Annotated in this window: 14 protein-coding genes; all 14 read right to left on the reverse strand. The window is 51.8% G+C overall.

Annotated elements, in window-relative coordinates; genetic code table 11:
• Nucleotides 1–12: 12 nt before the first annotated feature.
• The 14 genes from atpH to THEAE_RS0117860 all read right to left on the reverse strand — a co-directional run bounded on the left by atpH (nucleotide 13) and on the right by THEAE_RS0117860 (nucleotide 13615).
• Nucleotides 13–555 (reverse strand): ATP synthase F1 subunit delta, encoded by a 543-nt coding sequence (atpH, locus tag THEAE_RS0117795; protein WP_005584900.1) that lies wholly within the window; start codon nucleotides 553–555, stop codon nucleotides 13–15.
• The gene (atpF, locus tag THEAE_RS0117800; protein ID WP_156920664.1) at nucleotides 552–1130 is read right to left on the reverse strand and encodes a F0F1 ATP synthase subunit B; all 579 of its coding nucleotides are present in this window, start codon (nucleotides 1128–1130) and stop codon (nucleotides 552–554) included. The genes atpH and atpF overlap by 4 nt, the downstream gene beginning before the upstream one ends.
• Before the next feature lie 119 nt (nucleotides 1131–1249).
• Complete coding sequence (gene atpE / locus THEAE_RS0117805) at nucleotides 1250–1468, reverse strand: F0F1 ATP synthase subunit C (protein ID WP_005584903.1); 219 nt, start codon at nucleotides 1466–1468, stop codon at nucleotides 1250–1252.
• A gap of 103 nt (nucleotides 1469–1571) precedes the next feature.
• Nucleotides 1572–2285 (reverse strand): F0F1 ATP synthase subunit A, encoded by a 714-nt coding sequence (gene atpB, locus THEAE_RS0117810; protein WP_028988359.1) that lies wholly within the window; start codon nucleotides 2283–2285, stop codon nucleotides 1572–1574.
• Between the two features lie 112 nt (nucleotides 2286–2397).
• The gene (locus THEAE_RS0117815; protein ID WP_005584904.1) at nucleotides 2398–2664 is read right to left on the reverse strand and encodes an AtpZ/AtpI family protein; all 267 of its coding nucleotides are present in this window, start codon (nucleotides 2662–2664) and stop codon (nucleotides 2398–2400) included.
• Between the two features lie 165 nt (nucleotides 2665–2829).
• Nucleotides 2830–6048 (reverse strand): phosphodiester glycosidase family protein, encoded by a 3219-nt coding sequence (locus THEAE_RS0117820; protein WP_028988361.1) that lies wholly within the window; start codon nucleotides 6046–6048, stop codon nucleotides 2830–2832.
• 274 nt (nucleotides 6049–6322) lie between these two features.
• Complete coding sequence (gene wecB, locus THEAE_RS0117825; protein ID WP_028988362.1) at nucleotides 6323–7471, reverse strand: non-hydrolyzing UDP-N-acetylglucosamine 2-epimerase; 1149 nt, start codon at nucleotides 7469–7471, stop codon at nucleotides 6323–6325.
• A 29-nt stretch (nucleotides 7472–7500) separates the two neighbouring features.
• Nucleotides 7501–8130 carry a uracil phosphoribosyltransferase gene (gene upp, locus THEAE_RS0117830; protein ID WP_005584908.1) on the reverse strand — a complete coding sequence of 210 codons (630 nt, stop codon included), beginning with the start codon at nucleotides 8128–8130 and terminating at the stop codon, nucleotides 7501–7503.
• Between the two features lie 143 nt (nucleotides 8131–8273).
• Nucleotides 8274–9527 carry a serine hydroxymethyltransferase gene (locus THEAE_RS0117835; RefSeq protein ID WP_028988363.1) on the reverse strand — a complete coding sequence of 418 codons (1254 nt, stop codon included), beginning with the start codon at nucleotides 9525–9527 and terminating at the stop codon, nucleotides 8274–8276.
• Nucleotides 9528–9589: 62 nt separating this feature from the next.
• Nucleotides 9590–10201, reverse strand: a complete 612-nt coding sequence (locus THEAE_RS0117840) for a TIGR01440 family protein (RefSeq protein WP_028988364.1) — start codon at nucleotides 10199–10201, stop codon at nucleotides 9590–9592.
• A 118-nt stretch (nucleotides 10202–10319) separates the two neighbouring features.
• Entirely contained in the window at nucleotides 10320–10775 is a 456-nt protein-coding gene (rpiB, locus tag THEAE_RS0117845) for a ribose 5-phosphate isomerase B (RefSeq protein WP_005584910.1), read from the reverse strand.
• Between the two features lie 235 nt (nucleotides 10776–11010).
• Entirely contained in the window at nucleotides 11011–12327 is a 1317-nt protein-coding gene (locus THEAE_RS0117850; protein ID WP_052330148.1) for a methyl-accepting chemotaxis protein, read from the reverse strand.
• Between the two features lie 129 nt (nucleotides 12328–12456).
• Complete coding sequence (locus THEAE_RS0117855) at nucleotides 12457–12903, reverse strand: low molecular weight protein arginine phosphatase (protein ID WP_342665765.1); 447 nt, start codon at nucleotides 12901–12903, stop codon at nucleotides 12457–12459.
• Between the two features lie 148 nt (nucleotides 12904–13051).
• Nucleotides 13052–13615 (reverse strand): manganese efflux pump MntP, encoded by a 564-nt coding sequence (locus THEAE_RS0117860; RefSeq protein ID WP_028988367.1) that lies wholly within the window; start codon nucleotides 13613–13615, stop codon nucleotides 13052–13054.
• Nucleotides 13616–13758 lie beyond the last annotated feature (143 nt).

Raw genomic sequence — 13758 nt, forward strand, 5'->3', positions numbered from 1 at the left:
ATCACCCCTTGCTTAGGCTCTTTTTTCCAGAAAACGTTCTTTTAATTTAACCAATTGCGTGCGGATACTCCCGTCGTAAAGCGTATCTCCGATGCGGACCACGACCCCTCCCAAGAGGGCTTCATCGGTTCTCGTCTTTGCTCGAATGGTTTTTCCCGTCTTCTCTTGGAAGAGAGAAATGATTTTCTGCTCTTCTTCCTTGGAAAGCGGCTTGGCGGTCGTGATCACCGCTTCCACCCATCCTTCTTTCTCGTCCACCAAGCGGAGGAAGGATTCATAAACGGTCTTAAAAAGGGTCTCTCTGCCGTTATCCACCATGATGGAAAGAAAATTTTTCAGGTAGGGATGGGCGTCTCCCGCCAGCGATAGGATAATCCTCTTCTTATCCTCCAGCGTCACCTGGGGATGGGCAAGGAGTCGCCTCGCATCCGGCTCTTCCTCCAATCGCAGAATAAAGCGGGAGAACCCTTCCCGAATCGGGCCTAAGATCTTTTTTTCCTGTGCAGCCAGGAAAAGGGCCTTCGCATAGGGTCTGGCGAGGGAGAGTTTGCTCATTGCAATCCTCCCACCTGTTTCATGTATTGGTCAATCAAATTCCGGTTTGCCTTTTCATCCAACTCTTTTTCGATTAGACGACCGGCGATGGCGACCGATAGGCGGGCCACTTCCTCACGGAGGGAGGCGATGGCATTTTCCCGCTCCCGGGCGATTTCGCTCAAGGCTTGTTCTCTTAGGCGCGCCGCTTCGTTTCTGGCCTCTTCCAGCAGCTTGGCGGCTTCTTTATCACTCATCGTCTTCGCCCGCTGCAAAATCTCCGCCGCTTCCTTCCTGGAGGCTTCCAACGCGGCCTCCTGATCACGGAGAAGCTTTTCCGCCTCCATCCGGTGCTGTTCCGCTTCCTTTAGCTGATGCTCGATGTGTTCCTGCCTTTTCTGCATCATCGTGAGGAGGGGCTTAAGGGCATACCGGCGCAAAAGGAAGAGGAGAAGGATAAAAATCACCAATTGCAATAAAAAGGTCCCCAGTTCTACCGGCAGGCCGAAAATATAGATATCCGCTTGTGTCGCTTCCGCTTCTGCGCTCAGGAACAATTCCCCGTCACTCCTTTCAGGAGAAATAAAACCAGTCACATAAGAAAATCCCCCCCGATCTCGAGGGAGCCAGGTGTTTTGTAAATGCCAAAAAGTAAACGGAAGCGCTCCCTTACCCGATCATCAGCATGATAAGAGAGCTTTCTGCCTCCCAATTTTTATCGGCCAAAGACCATAAAGGCAATAACGACCGCAATAATCGGAATCGCCTCGACGAGACCTACGCCGATGAACATGGTCGTCTGAAGCGTTCCACGGTATTCTGGCTGACGGGCCATCCCCTCAATGGTCCGGCTGATGATTAATCCGTTACCAATACCGGCCCCCAATGCGGCCAAACCTACGGCAATGGCTGCTGCTAATCCTCCTAAAGTCATTGTTTGCTTGTCCTCCTTTAAGGATTTTTTTCATTTTCCATTGATAAGATCAAATTTCAAGTATTTATTTATAAGGGAATTCCCCTATAAATCCTAAATCCGTTTATTCGTGGTGAACCACCTTGTGAGAAATGTAGACCATCGCGAGTGTAACGAAGATGAAGGATTGAATCGCCCCGACAAAGATGCTAAAGGCTTGCCATACCATTAAGGGGATGGCTGCCCCCAAAACCGCAATCACCCCAACTTTGGCTGCTCCGGAAAGAAGCGAAAGCAATACTTCTCCTGCGTAGATGTTACCGAATAGACGCATGCCGTGTGTGAGCGTATTGGAGAATTGCTCAATGAAGGTAATCGGGAAGAGCCACCACATCGGTTGAAAATAACTTTTCAGATAGCCTCCCATCCCATTGTGGCGAATTCCCGAATAGTGGGCCACCAACATGACCAGAACCGCCAGCGCGAGGGTCACATGGGGATCGGCGGTGGGCGACTTCCACCAGAGGTTATGGTCGATGATCAGTGCAAACGGAAGGCCCAGCATATTGGAGATAAAGACAAAGAGAATGAGACCCGTCGCTAGGGTTAAATAGCGTTCTCCCGTCTTCAAATCCATCGTGCTGCCAATAATTCCCCTCGTAAAATCAATCACCCACTCCACCAGATTCTGCCACATCCCCGGCACGCCGGATGTGGCCATCCGTGCCCCTCCAATGGCAAAAATCAGGACAAGAATCGAAGCGATGATACTCATCATGACGGTGGAGAGATTGTAATGAAGTCCGAGAAACTCTACAATGGGCGCTCCATGTTCCAACGCATACTTCCCCCCTTTCTTCTTAAGGATTTTTCCACCCCTTTCCCTCCATGAGATCCGGCGCCATCCATCATCATTTGACTTATGGCCCCGGATCAATGGGAAAGTTCGGTCATTTCTTAGGCTTTTCCGGCATGAAGTAGGCGACGTGCTTGATCACCATAAAGATTCCGCTCGCAATCCCTAAGAGAATTCCTAATACAAGAAAAAGGGGGCTAGTTCCTACTCTCCCATCGAACCATGTGCCGGCAAAATAGCCGGCAACAGTCGGGATCGCCAAATCAGCTCCCAATACCCCTACGATGGCCATGGCCCTAAAAGGGTTCTGATCCCCCGGGTTATCAGTCATCTCATCCACCCCGATCACGAACGGATCCAAAGCAAAGCCTCCTACGGTACCCCTTCCTGTACGATTCCTACGATATCGTACACTAATTGTGATAGGGTTGTCAATGATTGAAACGGAGTTTCATTTTTTTCCTTTATTTTGTCTCATCCATTCAAAAAAAGATAACCTTATTCGTCATAAGTATAACACATTGAGCTATTTCCCCTCCATCCAGGTATAAAGTAGGTAAAAGGCTTCCGCAGCTTCTGCCCGGGTTACCGCCTTTTTGGGGTTAAATGCGCCTTTCTCCACAGGAAGAAGCTGGTATTGGGCGACTTTTGCCGCACTTTTCTTCGCCCAGGAGGGAATGTTCTTCTCATCCGTTAACTTGACGGCCTCCCCTTTTCCCGACGGAGTAATCTTCAGTTGGGTCATGGTTCGATCCAGGATGACGGCGAGCTGCTCCCGGTTTAACCCCACGTTGGGGCGAAACGTTTGATCCGGGTATCCTTCCACCAATTTGAGTGTTTGAGCGGCGGTGATGCCTGCTTTCGCCCATTCGGGCAAAGGATCCTTAAAGGATGAAGCTTCCTTCGTGGTTCCGGTGGGTAGAGCATTGGAATTGGTCTTTTCCATCAAGCGATAGAGAAGGGTAACAAACTGGGCGCGGGTTAGTCCGTCGTTCGGCCGATACTCGGTCGGCGTCATTCCTTGGATCAATCCCTTTTCGGCCAACACGAGGATCGCAGTTTCAGCCCGGTTCCCCTTCACGTCGGTAAAACGCGGCCAACGCTTCTCGATCGGCAGGTAACGCCCGGGCTCCGTTAAAGTAAAGCTCCAATTCTTCTCCTTGCTATAGGTTCCGTGAATCTCTACCCATCCTTTCTTCGCCTCCGACCAGTGGAGTAGGACTACATCCCGATCTTTTTCCTGGGTTAATGTGACGGGGAGTTTCCCGTTTGCAGGAAAGACGGCATCTAAGGTAAATCCCGCTTCATACGGGTTATACCCTGGGACGGAGAGATTTTCTTTTCCGGTATCAAAGGGGGTGATCGTTACCTTTCCCAATTTATCGAACCCCTCCTTGCCCGTGAGTAGAATACTTCCAAGCTTGACGGACAGCCCGTCCGTTTTCCCTTTCTCATAGGTGATGGGCGCCGTGGAGATGTTCTCGGACGATGTGTAAGGATACAGGGCGCTTAAGGTGTCGAAGTAGATGGTGCCTGTTAAAGGTCGGTCCGTTATATCGGGATAATCGACGAGGTAAAGGCTCTTCACTCTCACCGGATATTTCACGGTCGGAGGGAAATAACCCTCCACATATTTCCATCCGGTCCAGTTCACTTGATCGGCCAAGGTGATGAGATAGGTCTTTCCGTTCGCATCGGTCACCTGTGACCTCAGCCAATACCTGCTGTTATCTCCGTAGACCCAAACGCCAAACCCCATGGGATTCCCCGGCAGGGTAAGGGAAGGATCGTTCAAATCGCCGTAAGCCGCCTCGATGTTATCCTGATATTGGTCGGAGTCCGTCACCTGGTTTTCCGTAAATTGGTACGATAATTGAAGAGAAGTATCTCCCCTAAAGACGGGAGCACCGCTTGCTCCGCTCACCTCTTTAAAGGTTCCCTTTACATGATCCGGATAGGGATCAAACGCGATCCCCTTCAGTCCTTCCAGGGAATGATGGAAGCGGGAGAAGCTCCCCTGTGTGATGGGTACCGAGAAGGAGAAGCCGTCCAATCGCCCGATCAGCGTACCTGCGCCGGGTGTGCTGCCCGCTTTATAGGTGAGCCCCTCCATCGTCCCATCCAGGTTTTTGATCTCCCACAAGATCTGATCGCCGGAGACCGTAAAGGTAAGCCCGCTTTTGATCGTCGCCTTCATGGTGAAGCTCTGTTCCCCGCCTAAGGGCAGGTTCACTGCATTGGGGATCACTTCAATTTTGCTCAGGTCCTCTCCACCAAAAACCGTCACCGTAAGTCGGTTTGATTCTACCCCATAGAGGCTGGCCCAGACTTCCGTCCGGCCGCTCTTGTCGGCCACAAAAGCATCTTGTTCAAAATGGCCAATCTCCGGATTGGAGAGGTGCCATTCTACCGCCGCCCTGTCTACGGCAAAGGGCAGAATATGTTCATCATACCCTTTGAGTAAGTAGCTCGTTTTATTGCCGATGAGGAGGTTGGTTGAGCCGCTCAGGATGAGGCCTGCAAGTTGCCCCGGAGGCGCTTCGTTAAAGACGGCGATGCCGTCGGGGATGGAACGCTCCGTCCCTCCTTCCGGCTTATTGATCAGCGTCACCTTTTCATCTCCGGGAAGACGAGCCACCATGGTAGAGGAACCCCCTCCATCCAGGTTAGCCGCTTTCCAGATGCCCAAGCTCGCCAAAACCTGGGAGAAGGCAGCTAAAGAGAGCCCGTCACTTCCATTGGTTTTCTCCAGGGTGACGAAATATACTTTCTTTCCATCTTGGCTAATCCCCACGGCGGAACGGGCCCGGTAGGAATCCATCCCGTCAAAACGGGTGGTATCGGGAATAGGAACGGCATGGCCTTGATCTACCAAGAGCGCATGGGCGCCAATGGCTTGCTCCACCTGTTTATCGATCGGTGTAACTTGATAATCTACTTGAATGGGATCGCCTACCCGGAGATGGGGGAGAAGGGACTGAGCCATGGTTCCCTGTGCGGTCAGAATAAATCCATCGGCCGGGATGGGAACGCCGTCCTGGTTTTGCCGAATCTCTCGAATCACACCCTCCGAGACGACCACTTCGACGACGGGAGTCCCCACCTTTTTCCCTAAAGAGGTGGTTCCCCATCGAGGTGTGTAGAGATTGATGCGGTTGGTGTGGCTTGGACCCTGGTGGGTGTTGTGAATCTCCTTGTTCAAGTTGAAGATGGGAAATGTGGAACCGTCGGCCATCATCACCTGGCCTGTAAATCCAAGGGGCTCGATGATGGCGGTCTTGTCCGGGGTGATGGCAAAATCTTGCCATCCATAAAGGACAGATTGGGAGGTAATCAGTTCTCCATCCTTTAACTCCATGGCGAACGGGGCAGGGTAACGCGATAAATTGAAGAAATTGGCGTTAATGGCGGCCACCGCCCCATTCTCATCCGCCATTTTGCTAAGCGGCTGTTTCCCGATGGTTCCCCCTTTCCCATAAATGGGAGCCACCTTCACATAGGGGTTGTTCAAATCGATTTCCGTTACATATAGCTTCTGGGTAACCCCATTTACCCCCTTTTGATAGACTTTAAGGATGGTTCCCTCTCCGATCTGGGTGGAGGAAAGGAGGGTTAGCGATCCGTTTCCTGCCTGAGCTCCATCTGCCGCGAAGACGTATCCTGCGTTTGATAGCATCAATGACAAGATGAGGAACAACGTCCCCATGCCGGAGACAAGTCTCCTCCTCTGTTTGCTGCGTTGCATTCCTTTTTCCTCTCCTATCTTCCAATTTTTTTCTCTTGTTCCCCTGCAAACTGTAACTCTATCATAATAGGACGAATCAGGCAGGCAAAAGTTTCAGGATTTATTTAAATTAAAATAGAAAAAGAGGGAATTTCCCTCTCTCTTAAAGTCGCCGCATCTATTGAAAGATTGCCGAAATCTTAAACCGAACCGTTTGTCCCGGGGTGATCTGCGGAGGGGACATGCCCCCAGCAGATGGGAATCGTAATGGGGAGAACCTGTGAACGAATGTACTTTAATGGGAAGAAGGATGAAAGGGCTGGGGAGGTGTTTGGACCAATCCAAAGGAATAGGCGATCGCCCGGGTAATCCGTTCCGATGCCCTCCCGTCCCCGTAGGGATTCACCGCCTTCGCCATCGTTCGGTATGCTTCCTCGTCGGTCAAAAGCTTCCGGGTCTGGCGATAAACCTCCTCTTCTTTCGTCCCGGCCAAAAGTAAGGTCCCCGCTTTTATCCCCTCCGGCCGCTCCGTCGTATCCCGAAGGACGATGACCGGTTTCCCTAACGCCGGCGCTTCCTCCTGCACCCCTCCCGAATCGGTGAGAATGAGATGGGAGCGGGCCATCAAATTTTGGAATTCGATGGCATCCAGGGGGGGGATGAGGTGAATGCGGGGATGATTCCCTAAATAGGCTTGGGCCGCTTCCTGGACGAGGGGATTGAGATGGACAGGGTAAACCAAGTGTATATCCGGGAATTCCTCGATGATGCGTCGAACCGCCCGAAAAATGCCTTTCATCGGTTCCCCCAGGTTTTCTCTCCGATGAGCCGTCATGAGGAGAAGGCGTTCCCCCTCACCCAAGGTTTCCAGGACGGGAAATTGAAAGTCGTCCCTCACGGTGGTTTTTAAGGCATCAATCACCGTATTCCCGGTGATGAAAATCCGTTCCTCCGGCTTATTCTCTTTCAAAAGCGCCTCTGCCGCCGTTTCGGTGGGGGCGAAGTGGAGATCCGCCATGACTCCTGTAAGCTGCCGGTTCATCTCTTCCGGATAAGGGGAATATTTGTTATAGGTTCTAAGTCCCGCCTCCACATGTCCGACCGCCACCTGATGGTAATAAGCGGCCAAAGAACCGGCGAAGGTGGTGGTGGTATCTCCATGGACGAGGACCAGGTCCGGATGAACCTCTTCAATGACCTTTTCCAATCCCTTTAAGGCATGGATGGTAATATCCGTCAGCGTCTGCCGCTCTTTCATGATGTTTAAATCAAATTGGGGATGAATCTTAAAAATTTCCAGGACCTGATCCAACATCTCGCGATGTTGGGCAGTAACGGCTACATACGTTTCAAACCATTCCTTCTTCTCTTCCAACGCCTTCACCAGAGGGGCCATTTTAATCGCCTCTGGTCGGGTACCGAAAATGACTAGGATTCTCCGCATACGATTTTCTCCTTACTCCTTGTCTATCCTTACTTCGTGCCGAAGAGGCGGTCCCCAGCATCCCCTAATCCCGGAACAATGTAGCCATGGTCATTCAGGTGTTCGTCAACGGCGGCCACATAGATGTCTACGTCCGGATGATCCTTATCCAAACGGGCGATTCCTTCCGGCGCTGCGATCAGGCACATCAGCTTGATGTTTTTGCCCCCCCGCTCTTTAAGCGCCTTGATGGCGGCTGAAGCCGAACCGCCCGTGGCCAGCATGGGATCGATCACGATCAGGTCCCGTTCGGCAATATCGGTGGGAAGTTTTACATAATATTCCACCGGCTGCAGGGTATCCGGATCCCGATACAGGCCGATATGCCCCACTTTCGCCGTAGGAATCAGTTTCAACATCCCATCCACCATGCCGAGCCCCGCTCGCAAGATGGGGATGAGGCCCAGTTTTTTCCCGCTAATCACTTTGGTTCTGCATGTAGCAACGGGAGTTTCCACCTCAATTTCTTCGAGGGGAAGTTCACGGGTAATCTCATAGGCCATCAGCATGGCCACTTCGTCGATTAACTCTCTGAACTCCTTCGTTCCCGTATTTTTATCCCTTATGTAAGATAGTTTATGTTGGATCAAAGGGTGATCCATCACATGCACTTTTGCCATGGGCTGCCCTCCCGGTCCGGTTTATTCATCTCGTCCATTATAACAGAATTTTCGACAGGGGAGAAAAGAATCTTGCGGAAAAGTTCAGATGTACGGCGGAAAATGAAAAAAGCCTGCCCATGATAAGAACAGGCTTTTTTTCGTTACCGAGTGTAATGAAGCCCCGGATAGAGAGGAAAGCGCTCCGTCAAGCTCCGGACAAGGCGGCGGGCCTCCTCCTTTTTTCCTTCGTCCCCTGGGTGTTGCAAGACGAGGGAGAAGATTTGGGCGATCTCCTCCATCGCCTCTTCATCCATCCCCCGGGTCGTTACGGCAGGGGTGCCGATGCGAATGCCGCTCGTGACAAAGGGGCTTTCCGGATCATAGGGGATGGCATTCTTGTTCGTGGTAACGCCCACCTCATCCAGGAGTTTTTCCGCCGCTTTCCCCGTTAGTCCGGTGTTTCGTACATCAATAAGGATGAGATGGTTGTCCGTCCCTCCGGAAATGAGGGTGAAGCCTTTCTCCTTTAAGGCATCCGCCAAACGTTTCGCGTTCGCCACGATTCGGCGGGTATAGGCGGCAAACTCATCGGTGAGGGCTTCTCCAAAGGCAACCGCTTTTGCCGCGATGACATGCATCAAAGGACCGCCTTGAATCCCCGGGAAGATCGATTTGTCGATGGCCTTGGCATGCTCTTCTTTGGTCAAGATGAGGCCTCCCCGGGGCCCCCGAAGGGTTTTATGGGTGGTAGAGGTGACAAAATCGGCATAGGGAACAGGGCTTGGGTGGACTCCTTTGGCCACAAGGCCGGCGATATGCGCCATATCTACCATTAGGTAAGCGCCCACCTCATCGGCAATCTCTTTTAATTTCTGAAAGTCGATGATGCGGGGATAGGCGCTGGCACCGGCAACGATTAATTTTGGCCGATGTTCTAAGGCAAGGCGGCGTACTTCTTCATATTGAATAAGGTGGCTCTCCGGGTCTACCCCATAAGGAACAAACCGATAGAGGAGACCTGAAAAATTGACGGGACTCCCATGGGTCAGGTGCCCGCCGTGGGCCAGGTTCATCCCCAGGACGGTATCTCCCGGCTTCAGGATGGCATGATAGACCGCCATATTCGCCTGGGCTCCCGAATGGGGTTGGACATTGGCGTGTTCTGCCCCGAAGAGCTCCTTCACCCGGTCCCTGGCCAAGTTCTCCACGATATCCACATATTCGCAACCACCATAGTACCGCTTCCCGGGGTAGCCTTCCGCGTATTTATTGGTGAGTACCGTCCCCATCGCTTCCAAAACCGCCTGGCTTACGAAGTTCTCAGATGCGATCAGCTCAATCTTCTCCCGCTGCCGGTTTAACTCCAACTGAAGCGCCTCTGCCACCTGCGGGTCATGCTTTAACAATTCTTCCATTTGGTCTCCTCCTACCTTCTTCTTCACCGATCTTTTTATGAATCATCAGAGGGATGTTTCCCCTAACATGAGATCCCGCCTTCCGGTTTCTCCTCTTGCCCTGAATCCCCTCTTGGAGATGCGTCCCTACGGTAAACCGCCCGTTCCCCGCCGATCAGCTTCGGCCGGGTATAAGCCATGGTAAGATGGGCGCTTCCCAACTGCCGGACGGGCGGGCGCAAGGGAACGGCTACCGGTTTTAGATGCATGCCGATAAAGGTGTCCCCAATGTCTATGCCGGCATGGGCCTCAATCTTTTCGACACAAACCGGATCCTTAAAACGGGAATAAGCATACGCTGCCATCGCCCCTCCGGCCTGGAGAACAGGAACTACCGTAACTTCTTCTAGGTGAAACTCTTCCATCGTCTTCCGTTCTACGACCAAAGCCCGGTTTAAGTGCTCACAGCACTGAAAGGCGAGATGAAACCCCCATTTTTCCCGAACCTCGGCAATGGCTTCATAAAGGCACTTCGCGATTTCCCCATTGCTTCCCTTCCCGATATGAATGCCTTGTACCTCGCTGGTGCTCGCCCCGACCACCAAAATCTCTTTTTGGGAGAGGGGCTTCTTGGCGAGGAGGGTTTCCAATGCTTCTTTCAGATCTCCTTTCAACTGCAGCAGATCGTAGGTCACGCCAAAAACTTCCTTTCTCAAATCGGTTCAATTCATATGGAACCTTCCCCGATCCTCTTCCTTAGGGGAGAAATCGTTCTCTCAGATCATCTTTCCATGAAATTGATCCCGGGATCCCTCACTCTCCGCAGTATTTCTCCTCCATGGCCGCGATCTTATCTAGACGGCGGGAATGCCTGCCTCCCGTAAATTCGGACGTAAGCCAGATTTTCGTGATTTCCCGGGCAATTTCAGGGCCGATAATTCGTCCTCCCATGGTGAGGACGTTGGAATCATTATGCTCCCGAGTGACTTTGGCCGAGTAGAGGTCATGGACGAGAGCAGCCCGAATCCCTTTCACTTTATTGGCGGCGATGCTCATGCCGATCCCTGTCCCGCAGATCAGGATGCCCCGGTCAAATTCACCCGCCGCCACTTTCTCGGCCACAGGGAGGGCATAGTCGGGATAGTCGACCGATTCAAGCCCTTGACAACCAAAATCCTCCACTTCCATGCCCAATTCTTCCACGATCATCTTTTTGATCAATTCTTTCAGCTCATACCCACCATGGTCGGCGGCAATGGCGATGCGCATTCCTGATATCCCTCTTTTCTTTTCTGAAGTTTTGCCGCTTTGTCGCTTGTTCCCACAGATCTTCACGATCACCCCTATTATATCGTATCCACCGGAAAGAAAAAGACCCCAGTGGCCATACAACCGGAGTCACTATGTTTGTAAGGGGTAGCCAGGGACCCTTTGTTCAAAGGGTTCTCCTCCCTGGTCCCAACGACCCAGATGATGCCGGCGGGACGGAAAAAATGTTATTAGCCTAAAGCTTGAAAAAAGATAGTTTCTTCCTCAACTCTTCCGTTTTCCTTGTAAGCTGATCGGCAAACTTTGCGATTTCTTCCATCGATGCGCTTTGCTCCTGGGTAACCGCAGCCACCTGTTTTCCGCCCTCCGTCATTTCTACAGACATGGCCGCCAGCTGTTCCGTTTCTTTTTTTATCCGATCCATGCCCTTAAATTCATCTTGAACGAGGAGAGCAATCTCATCCACCGAGGCTACGGCCGTATTAATCGAATCGGAAATCTTATTCAAGGATTCGGAGGTAGTTTCCGCTTTCTTCGATTCGTCCTTGGCCAGTTCAACTTGATCAGAGATCTTCTTCACCACGAGACGAACCTGTTCTTGCATCCTCTCAATCCGTTCATTAATCGACATCACCGCTTTGGCGCTTTGGTCCGCCAATTTCCGCACCTCTTCGGCAACAACCGCGAATCCCCTGCCGTTTTCTCCCGCACGGGCCGCCTCAATGGAAGCATTTAGAGCCAACAAATTGGTCTGTTCCGCGATCTCGCCGACCACTCTGGAGATCTGACCGATTTCTGCCGCATGATTTTCCAGTTCTTGAACGGACCGGATCGCGTCTTCATTCTGCTCGCGCAGTTTATAGATCCCCTTCGTCAAGGATTTTGCCTCCTCCAGGGAATCCTTCAGCTCCTTGTCCATCTTGTGCGACAACTCCTTGGTCCGCTCCGCGTGTTGATTTACCCTTCGGGATGTATCGTAGAGAGACTGCAGCCCTTCCGAAGCCACTTTGAGTGCCCGTTCCCCCTGTTCCACCCCTCCTGCAATCCTCTCCACCGTAACCGCAATCGCTTCCGCATGGGAGGCCGCTTCACGCGTCGTCTCCTTAAGCTTCGCAACTCCCTGATCCGTATGTTCAAAATGGGCATAGATCTCTTCCATGATCTGCCTTAGTTCGCCAATCATCCTCTTAATGGCGGCTGCCAAGGCGCCCACCTCATCCCTTGATCGGCCCACTTGTACCTCGACCGTTAGGTCTCCCCCGGAGATTTTCTGCAACTGTTCTTCAAATTTCTTCAGGGGTTTGACCAAATAGATGGCCGCAATATATCCCAGAATCCCCATCCATAGGACGCCCAAGAGAAGAACAATTCCGGTGAAAAGAAGGGGCGGAACTTGGGCAAAAAAGAGATCCTTTAAAACAAAAATACAAAAAAAGCTTGTCCCATATGTGATCATAGAGAGGATAATGATCCCAAAAACCAATTTCTTTTTTAGCCCGAAACGGATGGTCTCTACACCTTGTCGCCTGGTTCCTCCTGTTTTATTTCTCACCCTTAACAACCCCTCCCGAACTTTGACTTGTCTTTAGCGTGCATCGCTTCGCGGCCCACACTCCCTCTTCATCACGGCATTGTCCTGTTCCCATCGTACGAATTCGAGATTCTTAGACGAAATCCTGCCTCATTTTCTATTTTCCAACCATTTTTTTAATGCCTCTTCTATATCCTGCGCAGCCTTCCGATATTGCTCTACGTCGCCGCCAAAAGGGTCATCAATATCCAGAGGGGAATCCGGAGAGATCGAGCCATCCTGTGAGAGGGAGTGGGCATACTCCTTTAGCGTAAAAACTTTGTCGGTATATTGAGGGAAATGGTTCTGAAGGGATCGCTTGTGCCCAATCGTCATGGTAAGGATGAGATCCGCCCAGGACATGAGGGGTTCGTCGATCTGGCGAGCCGTATGGTTAAGCTCGATGCCCCTCTCTTCCATCACTTGAATCGCATGAGGAGAGGCGGGACTTCCTTCGAATGCTAAGATTCCCGCGGATTTGACTTCCATTTCATCTCCAACCAGATGGCGGAGCAACGCTTCGGCCATCGGGCTTCGACAAGTGTTTCCGGTGCACACAAAAAGTACCTTCATGTCATTCAGGCTCAGGTTCCCTTCAACATTCCGGGAATGGTCGCCTATTACTCCTTTCGGCTGCGCAGTTTTCCTGACCATAGGTTAAACGTTTCGGATCGATCCATCCGAAGGTTGTTCCAACCGAGAAAGTTTAGAACATCAGCTTTATTCCCAAAAGAATCATGATAATTCCACCCATTCGCTCGCCGTATTCCCCCATCCAGCTGTTATTGCGGACCATCTGCCGGCCGAGGAAAATCCCTCCCAATGGAAGAAGTCCTCCCCACAGCCCGAAGAAACCGAGCATGACCCAGGAATGGACGGAGAAAAGCCCCAGGGAGAGACCGATGGAAAGGGCGTCGAGACTCACCCCCAATGCGAGAAGAAAGGTCCCTAGCCAGCCGGCAGGGAGGAGGGGAAGACGGCTCTCCGTTTTAAGCCAAGAGGAAAAGAACATTTGAGCGCCGATGAAGATTAAAACGGCTCCCCCCGCTGCGTGGGCAACACCCCCGATGACACGGGAAAGGAGATTGCCGATCCCCATTCCAATAAGAGGCATCAAAACATGGAGCAAGCCGATGAGAAAGCCGATACGTAGGAATTGACGCACTTTTACTCCCGTCATGCCGATTCCCACACCCAGGGAAAAAGCATCCATCCCTACAGCCAAAGCTAACATATTGATCGTCACCAGTTTCCCCAATAAGATCTCCATCGTCACCCTCCTGCCGGTTCTCTTACAAACCTATGCAGGGGATGTCCATCTCATGCCGTGTATGTTCCAAAAAGATTGAAACGCCACTTGCCTAAAGCCGGCGGGACGCTGGGGAAGAGCCACGCTTTCGGGTGATCTGCCGC

The organism is Thermicanus aegyptius DSM 12793, assembly GCF_000510645.1.
Taxonomy (GTDB): Bacteria; Bacillota; Bacilli; order Thermicanales; family Thermicanaceae; genus Thermicanus; species Thermicanus aegyptius.

Excerpts from the sequence above, each read along its gene's own strand:
- atpH (WP_005584900.1), bottom strand. The coding sequence starts at position 555 with ATGAGCAAACTCTCCCTCGCCAGACCCTATGCGAAGGCCCTTTTCCTG.
- atpE (WP_005584903.1), bottom strand. The coding sequence starts at position 1,468 with ATGACTTTAGGAGGATTAGCAGCAGCCATTGCCGTAGGTTTGGCCGCA.
- THEAE_RS0117820 (WP_028988361.1), bottom strand. The coding sequence starts at position 6,048 with ATGCAACGCAGCAAACAGAGGAGGAGACTTGTCTCCGGCATGGGGACG.
- wecB (WP_028988362.1), bottom strand. The coding sequence starts at position 7,471 with ATGCGGAGAATCCTAGTCATTTTCGGTACCCGACCAGAGGCGATTAAA.
- upp (WP_005584908.1), bottom strand. The coding sequence starts at position 8,130 with ATGGCAAAAGTGCATGTGATGGATCACCCTTTGATCCAACATAAACTA.
- THEAE_RS0117835 (WP_028988363.1), bottom strand. The coding sequence starts at position 9,527 with ATGGAAGAATTGTTAAAGCATGACCCGCAGGTGGCAGAGGCGCTTCAG.
- rpiB (WP_005584910.1), bottom strand. The coding sequence starts at position 10,775 with ATGCGCATCGCCATTGCCGCCGACCATGGTGGGTATGAGCTGAAAGAA.
- THEAE_RS0117860 (WP_028988367.1), bottom strand. The coding sequence starts at position 13,615 with ATGGAGATCTTATTGGGGAAACTGGTGACGATCAATATGTTAGCTTTG.